This is a genomic window from Kitasatospora sp. NPDC002543 (assembly GCF_053594915.1).
On record NZ_JBSFWR010000003.1, the window covers coordinates 1 to 21,186 of the forward strand.

Here is a 21,186-nt window from a genome sequence, read left to right on the forward strand (position 1 = left end):
GTCAACATATCTGGCGTTGACTTTTGGCACGCTGTTGAGTTCTCAAGGAACGGACGCTTCCTTCGGACCGCCTTCCAGCGGACCCTCCGGGCTTCGTTCTTTCGTGTTTCCAGCTTATCAGACGTTTTCCGCCCCGTTTTCCGGAGTTTCATTCATCGGATTCGCTTTCCGCTTTGCCGCCCCGGTCTCCCGCGGCGACTCCGGAACTGTACGGGGACCGGCCCGCCACATGCAAATCGTCCCGCCCCGCTGTCGCGGGACGGGACGATCCGGTGTCCGAGCGCCGTCAGGCGCGGCCCATCTCCTCGGCGATGGCCGCCGCGAAGGTGTCGATGTCCGCCTCCGTGGTGTCGAAGGCGCACATCCAGCGGACCTCGCCGGTGTGCTCGTTCCAGAAGTAGAAGCGGTAGCGCTTCTGCAGCCGCTCGCTCACCTCACGCGGGAGGATCGCGAACACCGCGTTCGCCTGGACCGGGCGGACCACCTCGACGCCGTCGATCTCCCGGACCGCGGCCTCCAGGCGGCTGGCCATCGCGTTGGCGTGGCCGGCGTTGCGCAGGTAGAGGTCGCCGGAGAGCAGCGCCTCGAACTGGACCGAGACGAAGCGCATCTTCGAGGCGAGCTGCATCGAGGTCTTGCGCAGGTACCTGATGTTGCGCACCCGCTCCGGGTTGAGCACCACCACGACCTCGCCGAACAGCAGGCCGTTCTTCGTCCCGCCGAAGGAGAGCACGTCGACGCCCACGTCGGTGGTGAAGGCCCGCAGCGGCTGGCCGAGCGAGGCGGCGGCGTTGGCCAGGCGGGAGCCGTCAACGTGGACGAGCATGCCCAGCTGGTGGGCGTGCTCGGTGATCGCGCGGATCTCGTCGACGGTGTAGAGCGTGCCGAGCTCGGTGCTCTGGGTGATGGAGACCGCGAGCGGCTGCGCGCGGTGCTCGTCACCGAAGCCCCAGGCCTGCTGGTCGAGCAGCTCGGGGGTGAGCTTGCCGTCCGGGGTGGGGACGGTGAGCAGCTTGATGCCGCCCATCTTCTCCGGGGCGCCGCCCTCGTCCACGTGGATGTGGGCCGACTCGGCGCAGACCACCGCGCCCCAGCGCGGGAGCAGCGACTGGAGGGCGACCACGTTGGCGCCGGTGCCGTTGAAGACGGGGTAGGCCTCGGCCTTCTCGCCGAAGTGGCGGCGGAAGACGTCCTGGAGGTGGGCCGTGTAGTCGTCCTCGCCGTAGGCGATCTGGTGACCGCCGTTGGCGAGGGCCACCGCGGCGAGGACCTCCGGGTGCACGCCGGCGTAGTTGTCGCTGGCGAAGCCGCGGACGGCGGGGTCGTGCCGCCGTACCGCGTCCGTACGGGTGAGGTCGGTCATCGGGCTGTCAGCCACAGGTGCTGTCCGTTCAGTTCTGCTGCGGGGCGGTCCCAGAGGCCCGCCAGGTGTCCGGCGAGGTCGGCGGTGTCGGTGAAACCGGCGAACTTCGCCTCCGGCTTCTCGGCCCGCATTTCGGGGCTGACCAGCGCCTTGATGACCAGGATCGCAGCCGCCGCGGTGGGCTCGCCGTCGGGGGCGGTGGTCTCCTTCTTGAAGGAGTCGGCCATGGCGAGGGTCCACGCCTCGGTGGCGGCCTTGGCGGCCGCGTAGGCGGCGCCGCCGGCGGTGGGCTTGTGCGCGGCCGCGGCGGAGATCATCGCGTAGCGGCCGGCGGTGCTGCGGACCAGCGCGGGCTGGAAGGCCAGCGAGGTGTGCTGGAGGGTGCGCACGACGGTGTCGTGCAGGAAGTCCCAGTCGTCCAGCCGGGTGTCGAAGAAGGTCTTGCTGCCGCGCCAGCCGCCGACCAGGTGGAACAGGCCGTCGACGTGACCGTGCTCGGACTCCAGGTGGTCGGCCCAGTCGTGGACCTCCTGGGGGTCGAGCAGGTCGATCACCTGGCCGCTGACCTTGGCTCCGCGGACGGCCACCCGGGTGGCGTCCAGGGCGGACTCCAGGCGCTGCGGGTCGATGTCGGCACCGATCACGGTGGCACCGTCGGCGGTGAGGCGGCGCAGCACGGCGCGTCCGGCCGGGCCGCTGGCACCGGCGACGGCGATGACCTTGCCGGCCAGCGGGGCGTTGGTGGAGGTGGTCACGCGGCGGCTCCCTGGATACCGGTGCCGGTGATGCCGGCGGTGGCGGCGATGACGCCGCTCAGCTTCTTGTTGAGGGCTTCGTAGAACATGCTCAGCGGGAACTCGTCCGGGACCACGGCGTCGCACAGGGCCTTGTTGAGGGCCTTGCCGTCGGTGATGTCGAGCGGCAGCGCCTCGGGGCCCTTCGCCCAGGTGGAGGCCGGGTGCGGGGTGAGGTAGCGGGAGACCAGCTCGTAGGCGGCGATCCAGTGGGCCGACTTGGGCCGGTCGATGCCGTCGCGGTACAGGGTCTCGATCTCGCCGCAGAGCGCGTTGGTGACCTGCGGGGCGAGCTCCCAGTCGATGCTGAGGCGGTTGTCGCGCCACTGCAGCGCGCCGTTCTTGTGCAGGTAGGCGAAGAGCAGCTGGCCGCCCATGCCGTCGTAGTTGCGCACCCGGTCACCGGAGACCGGGAAGCGGAACAGGCGGTCGAAGAGGACCGCGTACTGGACGTCGCGGGCGTGCGGGTTGCCCTCGGTCTCCAGCTGCACCGCCTCCTTGAAGGTGGTGAGGTCGCAGCGGAGCTCCTCCAGGCCGTACATCCAGAACGGGCTGCGCTGCTTGATCATGAAGGGGTCGAACGGCAGGTCGCCGTGGCTGTGGGTGCGGTCGTGGATGAGGTCCCACAGGACGAAGGTCTCCTGCGCGCGCTGCTGGTCCTGGAGCAGGCCCTCGGCGTCGGCCGGGATCTCCAGGCCGAGCTGCTGGACGGCGCTGGTGGAGACGGCGCGGAAGCGCGCGGCCTCGCGGTCGCAGAAGATGCCGCCCCAGGTGAAACGTTCCGGCGCCTTGCGGACGGCGACCGTCTCCGGGAAGAGCACGGCGGAGTTGGTGTCGTAGCCGGCGGTGAAGTCCGTGAAGGTGATCGGCACGAACATCGGGTTGTCGAAGCGGGTCCGCTCCAGCTCGGCCAGCCAGTCGGGCCACACGACGCTCAGCAGGACGGCTTCCAGGTTGCGGTCCGGGTTGCCGTTCTGGGTGTACATCGGGAAGACGACGAGGTGCTCCAGGCCGTCCTCGCGCTGCGCGGCGGGCTGGAAGGCCAGCAGCGAGTCCAGGAAGTCGGGCTCCCGGTAGCCGGTGTCGGCCCACTTGGCGAGGTCCGCGTCGACGGCGGCGAGGTAGGCGGCGTCGTGCGGGAAGTTCGGGGCGAGCTCCTCGACGGCGGCGCGGACGGTGGCGACCAGCGGGTCGACCGTGTGCCGCTGGACGGCGGCCAGGTCGATCGAGCCGTCCTTCGACTGGAGCGGGCGCAGCGTCTCGACGGCCTCCTTCAGGCGCAGCCAGGCCGGGTGGCCGGCGAGGGTCGAGACCGGGGCGTCGGCCGCCACAGCGAGCCTTGGCGAAAGATTCTGCATCGTGGACTCACTTCGACAGGAGTTATTTCAACGAGGACACCATAAGTACGAAAGGTTCTCCCGTTCAAGGGGGTCGATACCGACAAAGTTCCGGCGCGCCGCCGCTCCGGCGCCGAAACCTTCGGCGGGAGGCGGGTTGTCCGGCATGTGGACTGTGATCTGGATGATCTGGACAGATGCGCCGTTCTGATGCGAACCTCCCCGCATGCTCCCGGCGGTGATCACGGTGGCCGAACGCCACGACAGCCCGTTCCGGGCGCCCTCCCGTCGGCACGTCTGCCGTCGCTGTCGCTGTCGCGCGCGCGGCCATTGCTGCCGCTGTCGCCGCTGCTGTTGACCGGTCCGCCGCCGACCCGGCTGCCACCGGTCCGGCCCGGAGGGCGCCGCGGACGCGGGCCCGTACGCCGACCATGCCGCGTGTGTTCCGGCGCCGCCACCGGGGGGAAGTGACCCGCCGGGATGCGGGCCGCCCGTCGCGCCCTCCCGTGCCATTCCTCGTCCCCCCGTTCCGCCGGTCCTTTCCCTGGAGCCCCGTCATGACCCTCCGCAAGCCGTCCGCCGCACTGCCCCTCGCCGCGCTGGTCGCCGCCGCGGCCGTGCTGACCGCCTGCGCGCCGCAGGATTCGAAGTCCGACACCGCCTCCGGCACCCCGGGCGCGGCCGGGACCGCGGCGGGCTGCGCGCCGGGGGCGCTGGCCACCCGCACCGCCGGAACGCTGACCGTCGGCACCGACAAGCCCGCGTACGACCCGTGGTTCTCCGAGGACAAGCCGGAGAACGGCAAGGGCTTCGAGTCCGCCGTGGCCTACGCGGTCGCCGAGAAGCTCGGCTACCCGAAGGAGAAGGTCAGCTGGGTGGTGGCGCCGTTCAACAAGGCGACCGCCCCGGGCGCCAAGGACTTCGACTTCGACATCAACCAGGTGTCCGTCAGCGACGAGCGCCGGCAGGCGGTGGACTTCTCCTCCGGCTACTACGACGTGCGCCAGACCGTCATCGCGCTGAAGAACTCCAAGGCGGCGAGCGCCAAGAGCATCGCCGACCTCAAGGGCGCCAAGCTCGGCGCCCAGGTCGGCACCACGAGCCTGGACACCATCACCGACACCATCAAGCCGACCACCCAGCCGGCCGTCTTCGACTCCAACGACCTAGCCAAGGCCGCTCTGAAGAACGGCCAGATCGAGGCCCTGGTGGTGGACCTGCCGACGGCCTTCTACATCACCGGCGCCGAGGTGCCGGAGGCCCAGGTGGTCGGCCAGTTCGAGGTGACGGCCAAGGCCGAGCAGTTCGGCCTGGTGCTGGACAAGGGCTCCAAGCTGACCGGCTGCGTCTCCCAGGCCGTCGACGCGCTGCGCGCCGACGGCACGCTGGCGAAGCTGGAGAAGCAGTGGCTCTCCGACGCCGTCTCGGCACCGGTGCTGAAGTGAGCGCTGATCTGGGCCCCGGGCTGAGCGGTGAGGCCTCGGACGGCTCGGTTCCCACGGGGCTCGCCAAGGCGCCGGCGGCGCGCACCGGAACGGCGGCCGGAACGGTGGCCGGAACGGCGGAAGGGGCGGTGGAAGGCGCGGTGGCCGGAACGGCGAGTGGATCGCCGGCCGGGGCGCCGGCGGCGGAGGACGGCTACCGCCCGTCCGAACGGCGGCTGGCGCACGAGGCGTACCGGCGCGCCCGGGCCCGCCGCTCGGCGCTGATCGCCTCCGCGTCGACCCTGGTGACAGCCGTCGTGCTCTACCTGCTGGTCGTCAACTCCCCCGGCTGGGAGGTGACCCGGCGGACCTTCTTCAACCTCGACTACGCCCGCCAGGCGCTGCCCGAGGTGCTGAAGGGGCTGCGGCTGAACCTGGAGCTGATGCTCGGCTGCGGCGCCCTGATCCTGGTGTTCGGGCTGCTGCTGGCGGTGCTGCGGACGCTGCGCGGGCCGGTCTTCCTGCCCGTGCGGCTGCTGGCCACCGCGTACGTGGACTTCTTCCTCGGGCTGCCGATGATCATCTGCCTGCTGGTGATGATCACCGGGGTCCCGGCGCTGCGGCTGACCGGAGTGACCACGGATCCGCTGCTGCTGGGCGGGGCCGCGCTGGTGCTGACCTACTCGGCGTACGTGTCGGAGGTGTTCCGCTCCGGCATCGAGTCGGTTCACCCGAGCCAGCGGGCGGCGGCCAGGTCGCTGGGGCTGACCAACGCGCAGGCGATGCGCTACGTGGTGCTGCCGCAGGCCGTCCGCCGGGTGGTGCCGCCGCTGCTCAACAACCTGGTGAGCCTCCAGAAGGACACCGGGCTGGTCTCGATCGGCGGCGCGATCGACGCGGTGTACGCGGCGAAGATCATCGCGGCCCGTTCCTTCAACTTCACGCCGTACCTGGTGGCGGGGCTGGTGTTCATCGTGCTGACCATTCCGCTGACCCGGTTCGCCGACTGGCTGACCGCCCGGATGAACCGCCGCCAGCTGCAGGGAGGTGCGGTGTGACGGCGAACGAGGTGCTCCGGCTGGAGTCGGTGCGCAAGTCCTTCGGCGACCAGGTGGTGCTGCGCGACGTGGACCTCGCCGTGGCCGAGCACTCGGTGACGGCGCTGATCGGCGCGTCCGGCTCCGGCAAGTCCACGCTGATGCGCTGCGTCAACCTGCTGGAAGGGATCGACGACGGGGCGATCTTCCTGGACGGTGAGGAGATCACCGATCCGCGCGCGGACGAGGACGCCGTGCGGCGCCGGATCGGCGTGGTGTTCCAGTCGTACAACCTGTTCCCGCATCTGACGGTGCTGGAGAACATCACGCTCGCGCCGCGCCGGGTGCACCGGGTGGCCCGGGCCGAGGCGGAGGGCCGGGCGCTGGAACTGCTCGACCGGCTCGGGTTGGCGGCCAAGGCGAAGGAGTACCCGGACCGGCTCTCCGGCGGGCAGCAGCAGCGGGTCGCCATCGTGCGCGCGCTGGCCACCGGGCCCCGGCTGCTGCTCCTGGACGAGATCACCGCGGCGCTCGACCCGGTGCTGGTCGGCGAGGTGCTGTCGGTGGTGCGGGACCTCAAGGAGCAGGGGATGACGATGGTCCTCTCCACCCACGAGATGGGCTTCGCCCGCGAGGTCGCCGACCGGGTCTGCTTCCTGGACAACGGGGTGGTGCTCGAACAGGGGCCGCCGGAGCAGGTGTTGGGGGATCCGCAGGAGGAGCGGACCCGGCAGTTCCTCAGCCGGGTGGTCGCCTCGGGGCGGCTCCAGGGCTGAGCGGCTCCAGGGCTGAGCGGCCCCCGTCGGCTCGGGCCCGCTGAGCGGGTCGGGCCGAGCGGGCCCGGCTCGGCCGGCTCTGAGCGGGTCGGGCCTGCGGCTGGGGACGGAGGCAGGCGTAGGGCAGGCGTGCGGCCATGGCTTCGCTACGACGGGCACCACTGTGCGCCCCCGTACGCGCCCTGGCCGCTCCCGGCCGGCTGCGGTGATCGTGGACCGGACGTCCGTCGCCGCGCCCGGGGGCGGCGAACAGGCGACAACGGACCGCGAACAGATGACAGCCGACAGATTTCATCATCTGTTCGCTGACCGCTGTCCGTCCACATCTGTTCGCCGCCCCCGGCGCCCACCGCCCCGGGAGGCCGCCGTTGCACGGACCCGCCCTGGTCAACTGGCTCCTCGCCCTCCTCGCCGCCGGCGCCGGCACCTCCTGCCTGGCCCGGCTGCGCCACTCCCCCTGCGGCCCGGTCGCCGCACACCCGCCGCTCGCCCGTGAGTCCGACGCGGCCGAGGCCCTGATGGGGCTCGGCATGGCCGCCATGGCCGTCACCGGCGCCACCGTCCCCGCCACCGTCTGGGCCGCGCTCTTCGGCCTCCCCGCCACCGCCTTCCTGCTCGCCGCCGTCCACGCGCCGGCCGGTCGCGCGCACCGGCTGCACCACGCGGTCGGCGCGCTCGCCATGACGTACATGGCCCTCGCGATGGCGACCGCCTCCGGCCACGGGCACCATCCGGCCGCCACCGGCCTTCCGGTCCTGACCGGGGCGCTCCTCCTCTACTTCGGCGGCTACACCCTCTGGACCGGCAGCCGACTACTTCGCACTCCGGCGGGCACCCTCGCGGTCGGCACCGCCGGCCTGCCGCAGGCCTGCCGGCTCACCATGGGGATCGGCATGTTCGCCATGCTCCTGACCATGTGACGGCCCGGCCGTGCGCCGACCGGGCGGATGCGCCGGCCTCGCGGCCCACCCGCCCGGCGCCCCAAGCCCCCCGTCCGGGCGTGGCGTTGGTCACTGGCCGGTCGAAAGCCGTTCCACCGGACGTCGCCAGCGCATAGGTTGGCGGGGAGCGCGTTGTCGCGTTCCGTGCGTACTCGGGGAGCCCATCGATGCCTGCCCTGATCGGCCTGCTGCTGCTCGGCCTGCTGCTGTCGACCCTCGCGCCCCGGCTACTGGCCCGGGCCCGTTGGGCGGAGCGCGAACCCGTGCTGGCGCTGCTGGTGTGGCAGTGCCTGGTGGTGGCGGTACTGCTGTGCTGCGCGCTGGGCCTCCTGCTGGCGGCCTCCGCCGCCCTGCCGGAGCTGCGCGTGCTGGTCTTCTCTGGCGCGCCGCACGGCGTGGAGGCGGCCTACGGCCTCCAGGAGGCCGAGGGCTGGGGCCGGCTGTGCGCCGCGGTGCTGGCCGCGGGCGGGGTGCAGACGGTGCTGGCGCTCACCCGGGAGGTCCGTACGGCCAAGGCCCTGCGCAACCGTCGGCACGCCCAACTGGCGACCCGCGCACCGGAGTTGCCGGACTCCATCGAGACCGCCCGGAGCCGCCGGGAGCGGCTGGTGGTCCTGGAGAACGTCCGCCCGGAGGCGTGGTCGCTGCCCGGTCCGGACTCCCGGCTGGTGGTCACCACCGGCGCCCTCCGACAGCTGACCGACCGGGAGCTGGCCGCCGTGCTGAGCCATGAGCGCGGCCACGTCCGGGCCCGGCACCACTGGCTCCAGCAGTTCGCCCAGGCGCTCGCCTCCGGTTTCCCCGGGGTCGGCGTGTTCAGCACCTTCCGGGACCAAGTCTCCGAGCTGGTCGAGCTGGCCGCCGACGACCGGGCCGCCCGCCGGCACGGCCGGCACACCACCGCCCTCGCGCTGGCCGAACTCAACCTGGACCGCGGGGTGTTCGGATCGTGTCCGCCAGGCCTGGCCCAGTCCCCCAAGCGCGTCGACCGCCTGCTCGCAGGCCGGCCGCGGCTCTCCGTCCCGCACCGGCTCCGGCTCACCGTCGCGGCGCTCGCCGTGCCCGCCGTGGTCGTCCTGCTGGCCGCCGCGCCGGGACTGCACTCACTGCTCTGAGGTCAACCCCGAACCGCTGGCCTTAACTTGACGGCTGGTCAGTTCCCGTCTCCCCGGCGCCACAGCCCGCACCGGCCCCGTCCCCGAGGGTCAGCTCCAGCACCTGACGGTGGAGCGGCCGGGCCTGTTCGTAGCGGTCCCGGCCGGCCTCGGTGAGGGTGAGCTGGACGCCCCGCCGGTCGCTCTCGCACATCGCCCGGACGACCAGCCCGGCCTTCTCCAAGCGGGCGATCAGCCGGGAGAGCGCGCTCTGACTCAGATGGACGGTGTGGGCCAGCTCGCTCACCCGCACCGCGATCCCGCCGCCGCACGCCTCGACGAGGCGCTCCAGCACCTCGAACTCACTCATGCCCAGCCCGTACCGCTCGCCCAGCTCGCGGTCGAGCAGGCACGCCGTGGCGGCGTGCCGGGCCAACAGCTCGCGCCACTGCGATACGAGACCGGCCTCCGCCGGGGAGTCGAGTTCAGCCACGCCGCCACCCTAGCACGTGCACCGGCAATTATTGTGTTCACATCTAATTCATTTGCATTGAATGCACATGCATGTACTGTCCTCCCCATGACCACCGCGACCACCTCACCGCCCGATGCTCCGTCAACCAGCGGGCCGCACTGGACTCCCCGCCTCTGGGGCACCCTGATCGTGCTCTGCGCCGCCATGTTCCTGGACGCCCTGGACGTCTCCATGGTGGGAGTCGCCCTTCCGTCCATCGGCTCCGACCTGCACCTGTCCACCTCGACCCTGCAGTGGGTGGTCTCCGGCTACGTGCTCGGCTACGGCGGCCTGCTGCTGCTCGGCGGGCGCGCCGCCGACCTGCTCGGCCGCCGCCGGGTGTTCCTCGTCGCCCTGGGCGTCTTCGCCGCCGCGTCACTGCTCGGCGGCCTGGTCGACGACGGCGGCCTGCTGATCGCGGCCCGCTTCCTCAAGGGCGTCAGCGCGGCCTTCACCGCGCCGGCCGGCCTGTCGATCATCACCACGACCTTCGCGGAGGGCCCGGCCCGCAACCGCGCCCTGTCGATCTACACCACCTGCGGCGCCAGCGGCTTCTCGCTCGGCCTGGTGCTCAGCGGGCTGCTCACCTCGGTCGGCTGGCGCTGGACCTTCCTGATGCCCGTCCCGGTGGCACTGCTCGCCCTGGTCTTCGCCGTCCGGCTGCTCCCCCGGCCGGTCGAGGAGCGGGCCAAGGGCGGCTACGACGCACTGGGGGCGATCACCGGCACCGCGACCGTCCTGCTGCTGGTCTTCACCGTCACCGAGGCCCAGGGCGCCGGCTGGCTGAGCCCGCGCACCCTCGGCTCGCTGGTCGTGGTCGCCGCGCTGGCCGCCGCCTTCCTGCGGGTGGAGAGCCGCGCCGCGCACCCGCTGGTCCGGCTCGGCATCTTCCGCAACGGCTCGGTGGCCCGGGCCAACGTGGTCGCCTTCGCGATGACGGGCGCGTACGGCGGGTTCCAGTTCGTGGTCACCCTCTACCTCCAGCAGCTGCTCGGCTGGTCGGCCCTGGAGATGGCCCTCGGGCTGCTCCCCGCCGGGGCCTTCATCGCGCTCTCGGCGCCGTTCATGGGTCCGATCGTGGACCGCTTCGGCACCGGGCGGCTGCTGCCGATCGGCCTGTTCTCGCTGGTCGCCGCGTTCGCGCTGTTCCTGCGGCTGGACGAGCACAGCTCGTACCCGGGCCTGGTGCTGCCCTCGATGCTGCTGCTCGGGGTGGGCTTCGCGTTCGCCTTCCCGTCGGTGAACATCGCCGCGACCGACGGCGTGGCCGACGAGGAGCAGGGCCTGGCCTCGGGCCTGGTGAACACCGCCATCCAGGTCGGCACCGCGGTGGTGCTGGCCGGGGCGACCGCGATGATCACCGCCGGCAGCGCGGGCGGCGACAGCCCGCAGGCCCAGCTGGACGGCTACCGGCCGGCGCTGCTGTTCGTCACGGCGGTCGCCCTGGTCGGCCTGGTGGTCGCGACGGTGGGCGCCCTGGTGGACCGGCGCCGCACGTCAACTCCCGCGTCGGTACCGGATTATGATTACGCGACAGTCGGATCGACCGCGACCCGGGCCGAAGTCCTGACCGAGCACTGACCTTCATGCCCGGCCCGCAGCGGCCTGCGGGCCTCGGGCCATGGCGCCGGCTCCACCAAACCCCCGTGTTGGTGGAGCCGGCCGTCTTCGTGGTGGCCGCCCGGGCAGTGCCCGTCGGGGCACGGATCCCCCGGAGCGGCGGTCGGCTCCGCAAGTATATTGGCTCGGAGCCAACGAACGTTCGGAGCAGACACGATGGCACCTCGCGGGGATTCGGTCAATGAGGAGATGCGGCAACGCTCCCGCAGGCGCATCATGCGGGCCACCGTCGAACTCGTTGACCAGCGCGGGTACGCGGGCACCACGCTGACGGACATCGCCGAGCGCGCCGGGCTCGCCCGCGGGCTGCTCTCGTACTACTTCGACGGCAAACGGCTGCTGATGCAGTCCGCGACGCACCGGATGATGCACCAGTCCCTGGCCTGCTCACTGGCGGAACTGGCCCCCGGCGCCTCCCCCGACGCCCGGCTGGCCCGGGCGATCGACGTCGTGCTCGGGCTCGCGATGGACCACCCCCGGGTGATGCGCTCGCACCTCGCGCTGATCCTCGACCCGGACAACGGCGCCTTCGTCCAGGACCCGGAGCAGCAACAGCTCGGCGCCCTCCTCCAGGGACTACTGCGGGACTGGGGCGCGCCCGACCCCGCCGCCGAGCACGCGGTGCTGCGCAGCGCGCTGATGGGCGGTTGCATCGGAGTGCTGCTGCCGGGCGCCGAACTTCCGCTGGCGCCGATCCGGGCCGACCTCTTCCGCCGCTACGACCTGGCCTGGGAGCTGGGCGACCCGCCGCAGCCGGCCCCGCCGGAACGCGAACGGCCGCCGGCCCGCGGCTGACGGCGGGTGGGCGGCCCGGTGTCCGACTGCCGGGGGGCCTGGTGAGGGAGGGATCTCACAGGCCCCGGACGGCAGCGACTCAGCGTTCCTTCAGGATCGAGGCGAGCAGGTCTATCGTGCGCTCCGGCGTGAGACTGTCCACGCAGAGCCGCTCCATGACCTGGATGTAGGCGTCGACGTCGTCCCGCTTGTCCAGGTAGAGCGCACTGGTGAGCTGCTCCAGGTAGACCACGTCCGCGAGGTCCTGCTCCGGGAAGCGCAGGATCGTGAACGCCCCGGACTCGCCCGCGTGCGCGCCGAACCGGAACGGCATGACCTGGATCACCACGTTGGCCTGCTCGGCGACGTCGATCAGGTACTGCACCTGGCCGCGCATCACCTTGGGCCCGCCGACCGGCCGGCGCAGCGCCGCCTCGTCGATGACCGCCCACAGCCGCGGGCTGGCGCCCTCGGTCAGCAACTTCTGACGGCGCAGCCGGAGGCTGACCCGTCGCTCGACCTCCTCCTCGCTGATGACCGGCCGACTCTGGCCGAAAACCGCCCGTGCGTACTCCTCGGACTGGAGCAGTCCGGGGATGAACTGCACCTCGTAGGTGCGGATCAGCTGGGCGGCCTCCTCCAGACCGACGTAGGTCTGGAACCATCCCGGCAGCACGTCGTTGAAGCTGTGCCACCAGCCGGACTTGTTGGCCTCGCGGACGAGGCCGAGCAGGGCCTCCCGCTCGATGCCGTCGTCCACGCCGTACAGGCTGAGCAGGTCGGCGACGTCGCGCTCCTTGAAGCTGACGCGGCCGAGTTCCATGCGGCTGATCTTGGACTCGGAGGCCCGGATCGCGTAGCCCGCGTCCTCGCGGGTGATGCCGCGCGCCTCGCGAAGGCGTCGCAGCTGCGAGCCGAGGAGGATCCGGCGGACCATCGAGCCGCCGCCCGGCTGAACTGTGGTCATGCGGTCGAAACCTCCACCTAGGGCAAACAGCGCACAGTCTGCCATCAGTTGAGCGCTCACGGTGCCGATACTGACGGATGTTCCTATCAGTTCCGCGCTCCGCACACCAGGATGCACGTGCATCCGGCGCTTGCATATGCCAATAGTGCGACTGCACGTGAATCGACTCTTGCATCTGCAGTGAGCGCACACCACCATGGTGCACGTGCACCTGCACATCCCTGGCAATCCCGCGGGCTCCGCGTCGACCCCACGCGCGACTCCGTGCACCGACCCGACGGCATCCCCCGCGTCATCGGGCGTTCGAGTGCGCGCGCGCCTGGTCGAGGGGGCGGCCGAGCGGCCGAGCGAGTCGGAGGTGACCGGCATGACCCCGGCGGGTCCAGCCGTGTCCGCCCCCTTATGGGAGGAGCTCTTCATGAGCACCGGTACGGCTTTGGCGGTTGACCCCCATGTGGTCACCTGTACGCTCGCTCCTCGCTTCGAAGCCGTCAGAACCGCGCGTGACTTCGCCCGGACCACGCTTCAGCGCTGGGGCCTGACCGAGCTGTTCGACGACGTCGCGCTGGTGGCCTCGGAACTCGTGACCAACGCGCTCCGGCATGCGATCGGCGCACGGCCCGACCCGTCGGGCGGCGCCCAGGGCGAGTACGACTTTCCCACACAGCCGACCGCGGACGGCCGGCTGCCGATCCGAATAAGCCTGGTGCACCGCGCACCCCAGGTGGTCTGCGCGGTGAGCGATCCGAGCAGCATCGGGCCGGTCGCCCGGGAGGCCGACTTCGTCGCCGAATCCGGCCGTGGACTGCACCTGGTGGAGTCGTTCAGCCGCTCCTGGGGCTGGCACCCGCTGGGCAGCGGCAAGGTGGTGTGGGCGATGTTCGAGGCCGAGTCGGTCGGCGGCTCCCCGCTGGACGGACACCCCGTGCTCAGCGGGCGCTCACCGCTCGACGGCCCCCTCGACGCCGGCGGACGGCATCGGCGCTCGGCCTAGGACGGGGCCCCGGTCCCAGGACCGACCGTTCGGAGGGAGCCGCTCGGGGCGGGCTCCGCGCCGGCCGGCGTGCGGCCGGCCGGGAGGAACCCCGGGAGGACCACACCCCGGGCCCTTCCGTCGCCATGACAGCGCGGAGGTCGCCGCTGACATCACTTCGGACGTCGCCGCGGACCTCGTCACGGATGTCACTGCGGACGTCGCCGCGGACCTCGCCACGGATGCCGTCACGGACGGCTCCGGACCGCCGGGCGGCCGGCGGATCCGAGGAGAGGCTCCGGGGAGCGGCACCCGGAGGAGGCAAAGACAAAGGCCGTCGTGGTGTCGGCACCCACGACGGCCCCCCGATGGTGGAGCACGACGGTCGGTCAGACCGCCAGGTGGTCGAACTCCCCGTCCTTCGCCCCCAGCAGCAGGGCGGCGATCTCGGCCCGGGTGTAGATCAGCGCGGGACCGTCCGGGAACCGCGAGTTGCGCATCGCCACGTCGCCGCCCGGCAGGGCCGCGAACTCGACGCAGTTGCCCTGGGAGTTGCTGTGCAGGCTCTTCTGCCAGACCACCCCCTGGAGGTCGGTGGCGGCCATCCCGTTGTAGGTCTCGTACGAGCCGTGCTTGTCCTGCGAGTCGTGCATATAAATCTCCCGAAGAGCTCCGGAGTTGTCGTCCTGCGCGGCGCCCCCGGCGCCGCCGAAACGAACGGACCGGCCCCGTACCGGTCCGGCACAACGCCTCACTTGACGCGATGATAGCCGCAGTGCACGTGCATCAGCACGGGACATTGCAGGTGCACGAGGCCTTTTACCCTCAGCCGCGAACTCTTCACGGGCCCTTCTCCTGACGGTACGTAAACGGACATAGCCGATGAATCGTCGAGCCCGCGATAACCGGCCGTGAGCATCTCCCCGCTGAATGTTGATCTTCGAATGCCGGGAGTCGCACGCCTGTGACCCTCCGTCAGGCCGACCTCATGCTGTGAGACATCTCACGCGCCCCGGATGCAACGCCCGCCCCCTCCGACGACGTCCGGGCAAGCGCCGGTGATCGCACGGAGGTTGGGCGAAGAATGTCCGGATTGTAGGCAAAGCGCCCGGAGCCGTGCCGCAGACGCACCGGCTCCGCACCATGACCGCGCGAAACCCGTACGGCAGCCGACTGCAAGCCGGACGGGCCGATGTCCTACGATCTCCGGCATGAGCACCGCAGCCATCCCGGGCGCGCCACTGCCCGTCCGCACTCCAGGCTCCCGTGCGCGGGGGCGCCACCGTCGTCCCGAGCGCCCCGAGATCCCGGCCGGCGCCCCGGCCCTGGTGCTCGCCGTGCCCGCGACCGCCGGGCCCGAGTCCCGCTCGGTCGTCGAGGAGTTGCTCTCGATCGTCCGCACCGAGCAGAACGGCGTCCGGACCGCGGTCGGCTACCTCCCCGGCAACGGCCCCGAGGGCGTGGACGGCGAGGACCGCACCGTCGCCGAGCTGCTGGCCATGGCCGCCGAGGCGGGGCTTCCGACGCCCGTCCTGGTGCCGCTGGTGCCCGGTCCGCACACCTTCCTGACCGAGCTTCACGCGCTCGCCGCCGAGTACGGCGCGCCCGTCACCGACCCGCTGGGCCCGCACCCGCTGCTGGCCGAGGCCGTGCACGTCCGCCTGTCCGAGGCCGGGCTGGCCCGGGCCGACCGCGCCCGGCTGTTCGCCATCGCGACCGCCGCGGACGGCGTGGTGCTGACCACCGTCGGCGGCGAGGACGCGGCCGCCGCGGCCGGCATCACCGGCGTGCTGCTGGCCGCGCGGCTGGCCGTACCGGTCGTCGCCGCCGCGCTCGACGTGCCCGGCTCGGTGGCCGCGGCCGTCAACCACCTCAAGGAGACCGGCTCGCAGCGCCCGGCGCTGGCCCCGCTGGTGATCGGTCCGGAGGCGGACTCCGAGCTGCTCGCCACCGCGGCCGAGGAGACCGGCTGCCCGTCGGCCGCGCCGCTGGGCGCGTACCCGTCGGTCGGCCAGCTGATCGCCTCCACCTACCTGGCCGCCCTGCCCGCGCCGTCCCCGGAGGACCTGGCGCGGGCCGAGGCGGAGGCAGCGGCCGCCTCCGGGGCCGAGGGGGCCCCGGAGGGCGCTCGCGGCGCCCACGCGGCCGCCGAGGGCCCCCTCGGGCAGTAGTCGACACCGCGCGCCGCCCGCGCGCACCGAAGGGCCCGGAACGGCTTCCGTTCCGGGCCCTTCGGCTTGCCCTCCCGCACGTCCCGTCAAGTGCGGAAGTCGCGGAGCCGTCGAAGCGAAATGTCCGTTCTGGCCTTTCTGGAGCCATTTGAAAGGAAAAAGGGAGCGCGGATCCGAGCGCGCGGATCGCGACCGCTCCCCCACCTCCCGGCGTGCGCGACTCCACGATTCGACACATCGTCACGCCGCTCCTGAGGCACAGCCAGTTGTTGACTTCCGCAATGACATTGCTTGAAAACGATCATTTTCGATCTTGATGGACGGCGATTTTGGCAGTTCCCACTAAACCGTGATGCACATCACAGTGGTTTGCAGTTTGAACTTGAGTCTGATTAACGTGCTCCCCGTTCGTGACCACACGAACCCGGTTCATCCGCAACGCCGAGTCCTGCCGTCGGATGTCCTGGAAACGCGAAAACGCACCACGGCAGGAGCGGGGGACCCACAGGTAAGTCGCCCCGGACCGGTCTTCGGAACGGTCCAGGGCTAGGGGTGAAGCCGCGCCCACAGCGCGGCCGGGCAACTCCAGCCCGAATCCGACAGCTCACCTCGCAGGCGTGGGAGAGGACCGCGTCTTCATGCTGCCCACCAACGGCACTCGCCTGTCCAGCCGCACCCGCCGCGTGATCGCCGCCCTCGGCGTCGCGGGCGTCGGCCTCACCGTCCCCTGCCTCACGTCGGGCACCGCCTCGGCCGCCTCCGTCGCCACCTGGGACAAGGTCGCCCAGTGCGAGAGCGGCGGCAACTGGGCCATCAACACCGGCAACGGCTTCTACGGCGGGCTCCAGTTCACCTCCAGCACCTGGTCCGCCTTCGGCGGCACCGCCTTCGCGGCGCGCGCCGACCTGGCCACCAAGGACCAGCAGATCTCCGTCGCCGAGAAGGTCCTCGCCTCGCAGGGCCCCGGCGCCTGGCCGGTGTGCTCGGTCCAGGCCGGCCTCACCAAGGGAGGCGCCGCCGCCTCCGTCGACACCTCGGCGGGCTCGACCGCCACCAAGCCCGCGCAGAGCGCCAAGCCGGCCGCCCCGGCGGCTCCGGCGGCGAAGCCCGCCGCCAAGCCGGCGCAGCCCCAGGCCCCCGCCGCGAAGCCCGCCGCGCCCGCCCAGGACGGCGCGCAGGCCGCCACGGGCAACGCCGCCACGGGCAACCGGAGCGACTGGGTCAAGAAGGGCCCGCAGCAGGCCCAGGGCGCCGACTACACCGTGGTCCAGGGCGACTGGCTGTCCGCCATCGCCGACCAGCACCAGGTGCAGGGCGGCTGGCAGCGGCTCTACGAGCTCAACCGCGGCACCCTGACCGAGGGCCCGGACACCATCTACCCGGGCCAGCAGCTGTCCTTCGGCGGCAACGGCCAGGCCCAGGCCGCCCCGTCCTCCACCGGCAAGTCCGGCTCGGACTTCACCTGGTTCGACCGCTCGCAGAAGTCCGGTCAGTCCGCGAACGGCGGTGCCGTGAACGCCCAGCCGACCGCGCAGGCCCAGGCCCCGGCCGCCAAGCCGGCCGCCAAGCCCGCTCCGCAGACCCAGACCCAGACCCAGGCTCCGGCTGCCACCGGCAGCATGGCCGCCGCGGTCTCCTTCGCCGAGTCGAAGGTCGGTCAGGCGTACGTCTACGGCGGCACCGGCAACGGCGGCTGGGACTGCTCCGGCCTGACCCAGGCCGCGCTGCGCGCCGCGGGCATCTCCGTCCCGCGCGTCGCCGCCGACCAGGCCGCGGCCAGCACCCACGTCTCGCTGGACAGCCTCCAGCCGGGCGACCTGCTGTTCTGGTCCAACAACGGCAAGGACTCCGGCGTCTACCACGTCGCGATCTACGTCGGCAACGGCAAGTACGTCGAGGCCGCCAACCCGAGCTCGGGCGTCCGCGAGCAGAGCATCGCCAACTGGGCCCCGGACTTCGCCGGCCGGGTCTGAGGACGGCGCACGGACGACGGCGTTCGGACGACGAATGACGAATGACGGCTGACGGATAACAGCTGACAGATTTCATCATCTGTCAGCTGTCAGCCGTCGGCCGTCGGCCGTCATCCCCACGCTGACCATCCGCCACCCCCGGGGAGAGTCTGGTCGCTCTCCCCGGGGGTTCCGGCGTTCCCGCCGACGGTTCCGGGCTCTCCTCCGGCGGTTCCGCCCTGTCCCGTGGTGGATCCCCGCCCCAGCGGGCATGCTGCTGCTCTGCACCCGAGGAGGAGTCACATGGCCCAGGTCACCGTCACGCTCGACGCGAACCTCGCGATCGACGCGATGATGCTCTCCGGCACCAAGAGCCCCCAGGACGCCGTCGAACTGGTCCTGCGCGACTACCTGGCGCGCGGCCGTCGCACCGAGACCCGCACCGGCGAGGCGGCCGACGGACACCGACTGACCGTCGACCGCCCGACCACCCAGGAGGGCTGACCGCCCGACGGAAGCCCCCGCCGGCCCCGAAGGCCGTCGCGCGCACCACGACGGCCGACCCCGCGCACGCCGACGGGCCCCGGAGAGCGATCGCCCTCCGGGGCCCGTCGTTCGGCCGTGGCAGCCGGGGCTCAGCGCGCGCCGGCCCCGGTGGATCCGCGCATCACCAGCTCCGGCTGGAACATGAACTCGCCGCGCTGGGCGGCGTTCCCGCCGACCTCCTCCAGCAGCGCGTCCACCGCCGCCGTCGCCATCGCCTCGACCGGCTGGCGGATCGTGGTCAACGGCGGCTCGGTGAAGGCGATCAGCGGCGAGTCGTCGAAGCCGACGACCGACACGTCCTGCGGCACCGACAGACCGCGCTGCCGCACCGCCCTGATCGCCCCGAGCGCCATCATGTCGCTCCCGCAGACGATCGCGGTGCAGCCCTTGTCCAGCAGCGCGCCGGCTGCCGCGTGCCCGCCCTCCACGCTGAACAGCGTGTGGTGGACGAGGTTCTGGGCCTCCTCCTGCCCGTACCCGAGCACCTCGCGCATCGCCGCCGTGAAGCCCTCGATCTTGCGCAGCACCGGCACGTACCGGCGCTGGCCGACGGCCAGCCCGATCCGCTCGTGCCCGAGCTCGGCCAGGTGCTGGACGGCCATCCACATCGCGGCCCGGTCGTCCGGGGAGATGAACGGCGCGTCGATCTTCTCGCTGTAGCCGTTGATCAGCACGAACGGCACCCCGCGCCCGGCCAGCCGGGCGTAGCGGTCGTGGTCGGCGGTGGTGTCGGCGTGCAGCCCGGAGACGAAGACGATGCCCGCCACGCCCCGGTCCACCAGCATGTCCACCAGTTCGTCCTCGGTGGACCCGCCCGGCGTCTGGGTGCACAGCACCGGCGTGAAGCCGTGTCGGCTGAGCACCTGCTCGATCACCTGGGCCAGCGCCGGGAAGATCGGGTTGCTCAGCTCCGGCGTGATCAGTCCGATCAGCCCGGCGCTGCGCTGGCGCAGGCGGGTCGGCCGCTCGTACCCGAGCACGTCGAGCGCCGCCAGCACCGTCTGCCTGGTGGCGGCGGAGACGTTCGCCTTGCCGTTGAGCACGCGGGAGACGGTGGCTTCGCTGACCCCCGCCTGCGCCGCGATGTCTGAGAGTCGCGCCGTAGTCACGGTCCCAGAGCCTATTCCAACCACGTCAGACCGCCCACCAGCCGGTGCTGTCCGGAGCGAGCACCGTCTCGCCGCCGTCCACCACGAGGTCCGTCGAGGCGAGCAGCAGCGTGCCCGGGGCCGCGATCCGCACCGGCTCCCCGGTGGTGTTCACGGTGCAGACGAAGGCGCCGCGGCGGAACACCAGGGTGCCCTCGGGTCCCTGCAGCCACTCGACCCCGGTGCCGGCGCCGAGGTCGGGCTGCGCCCGGCGGACGGCCAGCGCGCTGCGGTAGAGCTCCAGGGTGGAGTTCGGGTCGCCGGTCTGGGCCTCGACGCTCAGTCCGGCCCACTCGGCCGGCTGCGGCAGCCAGGACGGCCCGCCGGCCACCGGGCCGAAGCCGTACGGGGCCTCGGAGCCGGACCACGGGATCGGGACTCGGCAGCCGTCGCGGTAGCCGTCCTGCCCGGCCTGGCGGAAGAAGGACGGGTCCTGGCGGACCTCGTCGGGCAGGTCGGTGACGTCCGGCAGGCCGAGCTCCTCGCCCTGGTAGACGTACGCCGAGCCGGGCAGCGCCAGCATCAGCAGGCTGGCGGCGCGGGCGCGGCGCAGGCCCAGCTCGCGGTCGCCGGGGGTGCGGATCTGGGTGCCGAGGCCGGGCTCGTTGGCGAACCGGGTGGCGTGCCGGGTGACGTCGTGGTTGGACAGCACCCAGGTGGTGGGGGCGTCGACCGGGCGCATCGAGTCGAGCGAGAGGTCGATCACCTCGCGCAGCGCGGTGGCGTCCCAATCGGTGCCCAGGTACTGGAAGTTGAAGGCCTGGTGCAGTTCGTCGGGACGGACGTAGTTGGCGGTGCGCTGGACGGTCGGGGTCCAGGCCTCGGCGACGCCGATCCGCTGCCCCGGGTACTCGTCGAGGATCGTGCGCCAGCTGCGGTAGATCTCGTGCACGCCGTCTTGGTCGAAGAACGGCATGACGTCGTTGCCGAGCAGCTTGAGCTGGTCGGCGCCGCCGAGGTCGGGCAGGCCGGGGGCCTTGACCAGGCCGTGGGCGACGTCGATGCGGAAGCCGTCCACGCCCATGTCGAGCCAGAACCGCAGGATCGAGCGGAACTCGTCGGCGACGGCCCGGTTCTCCCAGTTGAAGTCGGGCTGCTCCGGGGCGAACAGGTGCAGGTACCAGTCACCGGGGGTGCCGTCCGGGTTCGCGCTGCGCGTCCAGGCCGGGCCGCCGAAGATGGACTCCCAGTCGTTGGGCGGCAGTTCGCCCTGCTCGCCCTTGCCGGGGCGGAAGTGGTACCGGTCGCGCAGCGGGGAGCCGGGGCCCTCCCGCAGGGCGCGCTGGAACCATTCGTGCTGGTCCGAGGAGTGGTTGGGGACGAGGTCCACGATGATCCGCAGGCCCAGGTCGTGGGCGTCGCGGATCAGCGCGTCGGCGTCCAGCAGGGTGCCGAACATCGGGTCCACCGCGCGGTAGTCGGCCACGTCGTAGCCGGCGTCCGCCTGCGGCGAGGCGTAGAACGGCGAGAGCCAGACCGCGTCCACCCCGAGGTCGCGCAGGTAGGGCAGGCGGCTGCGGATGCCGGGCAGGTCGCCCATGCCGTCGCCGTTGGAGTCGGCGAAGCTGCGCGGGTACACCTGGTAGATGACCGCGTCCCGCCACCAGCCTCTGGACGCGCTGCCAGTCACCGAAGCCAGGGCGGCCGCCTCGTGAGCGGTGTCGGCGGCAGGCCGGGAGGTGTCGGCCAGGTTCTGGGTCATGGACGGTATCCCTTGGGGACTAGAGGAGCGGAAGGCACCGGGATGTGGGGGCG

At 72.0% G+C, this 21,186-nt stretch carries 19 protein-coding genes and 1 riboswitch; of the genes, 11 read left to right on the forward strand and 8 right to left on the reverse strand.

Annotation, left to right across the window (positions count from 1 at the left end; translation table 11 throughout):
- Positions 1–286 precede the first annotated feature (286 nt).
- Genes ACWD4P_RS02085 through ACWD4P_RS02095 form a run of 3 tightly spaced genes read right to left on the reverse strand, consistent with a single transcriptional unit; the run spans position 287 to position 3,515 of the window.
- Positions 287–1,363 (reverse strand): threonine aldolase family protein, encoded by a 1,077-nt coding sequence (locus ACWD4P_RS02085; protein WP_449778358.1) that lies wholly within the window; start codon positions 1,361–1,363, stop codon positions 287–289.
- Positions 1,360–2,118: an SDR family NAD(P)-dependent oxidoreductase gene (locus ACWD4P_RS02090; protein ID WP_359823904.1), complete on the reverse strand. Its 759-nt coding sequence runs from the start codon at positions 2,116–2,118 to the stop codon at positions 1,360–1,362. The genes ACWD4P_RS02085 and ACWD4P_RS02090 overlap by 4 nt, the downstream gene beginning before the upstream one ends.
- Positions 2,115–3,515, reverse strand: coding sequence for a DUF6421 family protein (locus ACWD4P_RS02095; protein ID WP_359823902.1), 1,401 nt, complete (start codon positions 3,513–3,515; stop codon positions 2,115–2,117). The genes ACWD4P_RS02090 and ACWD4P_RS02095 overlap by 4 nt, the downstream gene beginning before the upstream one ends.
- A 536-nt stretch (positions 3,516–4,051) precedes the next feature.
- On the opposite strand from ACWD4P_RS02095, the gene ACWD4P_RS02100 reads away from it, so the two are divergent.
- From ACWD4P_RS02100 to ACWD4P_RS02120, 5 genes are all read left to right on the forward strand, one after another.
- Positions 4,052–4,939 carry an ABC transporter substrate-binding protein gene (locus tag ACWD4P_RS02100; RefSeq protein ID WP_359823899.1) on the forward strand — a complete coding sequence of 296 codons (888 nt, stop codon included), beginning with the start codon at positions 4,052–4,054 and terminating at the stop codon, positions 4,937–4,939.
- Positions 4,940–5,079: 140 nt separating this feature from the next.
- On the forward strand, positions 5,080–5,976 hold the full coding sequence (locus ACWD4P_RS02105; RefSeq protein ID WP_449778359.1) for an amino acid ABC transporter permease: 897 nt from the start codon (positions 5,080–5,082) through the stop codon (positions 5,974–5,976).
- A complete protein-coding gene (locus tag ACWD4P_RS02110) occupies positions 5,973–6,731 on the forward strand; it encodes an amino acid ABC transporter ATP-binding protein (RefSeq protein WP_449778253.1) in 759 nt (252 codons plus the stop codon). Before ACWD4P_RS02105 ends, ACWD4P_RS02110 begins: the two co-directional genes overlap by 4 nt.
- Positions 6,732–7,099: 368 nt before the next feature.
- The gene (locus ACWD4P_RS02115) at positions 7,100–7,651 is read left to right on the forward strand and encodes a DUF5134 domain-containing protein (protein WP_449778254.1); all 552 of its coding nucleotides are present in this window, start codon (positions 7,100–7,102) and stop codon (positions 7,649–7,651) included.
- A gap of 188 nt (positions 7,652–7,839) precedes the next feature.
- Entirely contained in the window at positions 7,840–8,787 is a 948-nt protein-coding gene (locus ACWD4P_RS02120) for a M56 family metallopeptidase (RefSeq protein ID WP_359823892.1), read from the forward strand.
- A 22-nt stretch (positions 8,788–8,809) separates the two neighbouring features.
- Here the strand turns inward: ACWD4P_RS02120 and ACWD4P_RS02125 are convergent, their stop codons facing one another.
- The gene (locus ACWD4P_RS02125) at positions 8,810–9,259 is read right to left on the reverse strand and encodes a MarR family winged helix-turn-helix transcriptional regulator (protein ID WP_359823889.1); all 450 of its coding nucleotides are present in this window, start codon (positions 9,257–9,259) and stop codon (positions 8,810–8,812) included.
- Between the two features lie 87 nt (positions 9,260–9,346).
- Between ACWD4P_RS02125 and ACWD4P_RS02130 the strand changes: the two genes are divergently transcribed.
- Entirely contained in the window at positions 9,347–10,861 is a 1,515-nt protein-coding gene (locus tag ACWD4P_RS02130) for an MFS transporter (protein WP_449778255.1), read from the forward strand.
- Positions 10,862–11,089: 228 nt separating this feature from the next.
- Positions 11,090–11,695: a TetR/AcrR family transcriptional regulator gene (locus tag ACWD4P_RS02135; RefSeq protein WP_359823884.1), complete on the forward strand. Its 606-nt coding sequence runs from the start codon at positions 11,090–11,092 to the stop codon at positions 11,693–11,695.
- A gap of 79 nt (positions 11,696–11,774) precedes the next feature.
- On the opposite strand, the gene ACWD4P_RS02140 is transcribed toward ACWD4P_RS02135, so the two are convergent.
- The gene (locus ACWD4P_RS02140; RefSeq protein ID WP_350524265.1) at positions 11,775–12,641 is read right to left on the reverse strand and encodes a helix-turn-helix domain-containing protein; all 867 of its coding nucleotides are present in this window, start codon (positions 12,639–12,641) and stop codon (positions 11,775–11,777) included.
- A gap of 418 nt (positions 12,642–13,059) precedes the next feature.
- Between ACWD4P_RS02140 and ACWD4P_RS02145 the strand changes: the two genes are divergently transcribed.
- Positions 13,060–13,635 carry an ATP-binding protein gene (locus tag ACWD4P_RS02145; RefSeq protein ID WP_359823881.1) on the forward strand — a complete coding sequence of 192 codons (576 nt, stop codon included), beginning with the start codon at positions 13,060–13,062 and terminating at the stop codon, positions 13,633–13,635.
- 368 nt (positions 13,636–14,003) lie between these two features.
- Here ACWD4P_RS02145 and ACWD4P_RS02150 read toward each other — a convergent pair whose 3' ends face one another.
- On the reverse strand, positions 14,004–14,267 hold the full coding sequence (locus tag ACWD4P_RS02150; protein WP_359823879.1) for a DUF397 domain-containing protein: 264 nt from the start codon (positions 14,265–14,267) through the stop codon (positions 14,004–14,006).
- Positions 14,268–14,825: 558 nt separating this feature from the next.
- Here ACWD4P_RS02150 and ACWD4P_RS02155 point away from each other — a divergent pair.
- The 3 genes from ACWD4P_RS02155 to ACWD4P_RS02165 all read left to right on the forward strand — a co-directional run bounded on the left by ACWD4P_RS02155 (position 14,826) and on the right by ACWD4P_RS02165 (position 18,241).
- Positions 14,826–15,785, forward strand: coding sequence for a hypothetical protein (locus tag ACWD4P_RS02155; protein ID WP_359823878.1), 960 nt, complete (start codon positions 14,826–14,828; stop codon positions 15,783–15,785).
- A gap of 460 nt (positions 15,786–16,245) precedes the next feature.
- Positions 16,246–16,416: riboswitch (cyclic di-AMP (ydaO/yuaA leader) on the forward strand.
- Positions 16,403–17,758 carry a transglycosylase family protein gene (locus ACWD4P_RS02160; RefSeq protein WP_449778256.1) on the forward strand — a complete coding sequence of 452 codons (1,356 nt, stop codon included), beginning with the start codon at positions 16,403–16,405 and terminating at the stop codon, positions 17,756–17,758. Its footprint overlaps the riboswitch before it by 14 nt.
- A gap of 282 nt (positions 17,759–18,040) precedes the next feature.
- Positions 18,041–18,241, forward strand: a complete 201-nt coding sequence (locus ACWD4P_RS02165; RefSeq protein ID WP_359823873.1) for a hypothetical protein — start codon at positions 18,041–18,043, stop codon at positions 18,239–18,241.
- A 131-nt stretch (positions 18,242–18,372) separates the two neighbouring features.
- On the opposite strand, the gene ACWD4P_RS02170 is transcribed toward ACWD4P_RS02165, so the two are convergent.
- Together ACWD4P_RS02170 and ACWD4P_RS02175 are read right to left on the reverse strand one after the other, a co-directional pair.
- Positions 18,373–19,392 (reverse strand): LacI family DNA-binding transcriptional regulator, encoded by a 1,020-nt coding sequence (locus tag ACWD4P_RS02170; protein WP_359823871.1) that lies wholly within the window; start codon positions 19,390–19,392, stop codon positions 18,373–18,375.
- 25 nt (positions 19,393–19,417) lie between these two features.
- A complete protein-coding gene (locus ACWD4P_RS02175; RefSeq protein WP_359823868.1) occupies positions 19,418–21,133 on the reverse strand; it encodes a glycoside hydrolase family 13 protein in 1,716 nt (571 codons plus the stop codon).
- Positions 21,134–21,186: the final 53 nt, after the last annotated feature.

What these genes read in the sequence shown, in the direction of transcription:
- ACWD4P_RS02135 (WP_359823884.1), top strand. Translation starts at nt 11,090, where the DNA reads ATGCGGCAACGCTCCCGCAGGCGCATCATGCGGGCCACCGTCGAACTC.
- ACWD4P_RS02175 (WP_359823868.1), bottom strand. Translation starts at nt 21,133, where the DNA reads ATGACCCAGAACCTGGCCGACACCTCCCGGCCTGCCGCCGACACCGCT.
- ACWD4P_RS02120 (WP_359823892.1), top strand. Translation starts at nt 7,840, where the DNA reads ATGCCTGCCCTGATCGGCCTGCTGCTGCTCGGCCTGCTGCTGTCGACC.
- ACWD4P_RS02140 (WP_350524265.1), bottom strand. Translation starts at nt 12,641, where the DNA reads ATGACCACAGTTCAGCCGGGCGGCGGCTCGATGGTCCGCCGGATCCTC.
- ACWD4P_RS02150 (WP_359823879.1), bottom strand. Translation starts at nt 14,267, where the DNA reads ATGCACGACTCGCAGGACAAGCACGGCTCGTACGAGACCTACAACGGG.
- ACWD4P_RS02165 (WP_359823873.1), top strand. Translation starts at nt 18,041, where the DNA reads ATGGCCCAGGTCACCGTCACGCTCGACGCGAACCTCGCGATCGACGCG.
- ACWD4P_RS02100 (WP_359823899.1), top strand. Translation starts at nt 4,052, where the DNA reads ATGACCCTCCGCAAGCCGTCCGCCGCACTGCCCCTCGCCGCGCTGGTC.
- ACWD4P_RS02130 (WP_449778255.1), top strand. Translation starts at nt 9,347, where the DNA reads ATGACCACCGCGACCACCTCACCGCCCGATGCTCCGTCAACCAGCGGG.
- ACWD4P_RS02085 (WP_449778358.1), bottom strand. Translation starts at nt 1,363, where the DNA reads ATGACCGACCTCACCCGTACGGACGCGGTACGGCGGCACGACCCCGCC.
- ACWD4P_RS02155 (WP_359823878.1), top strand. Translation starts at nt 14,826, where the DNA reads ATGAGCACCGCAGCCATCCCGGGCGCGCCACTGCCCGTCCGCACTCCA.
- ACWD4P_RS02145 (WP_359823881.1), top strand. Translation starts at nt 13,060, where the DNA reads ATGAGCACCGGTACGGCTTTGGCGGTTGACCCCCATGTGGTCACCTGT.
- ACWD4P_RS02095 (WP_359823902.1), bottom strand. Translation starts at nt 3,515, where the DNA reads ATGCAGAATCTTTCGCCAAGGCTCGCTGTGGCGGCCGACGCCCCGGTC.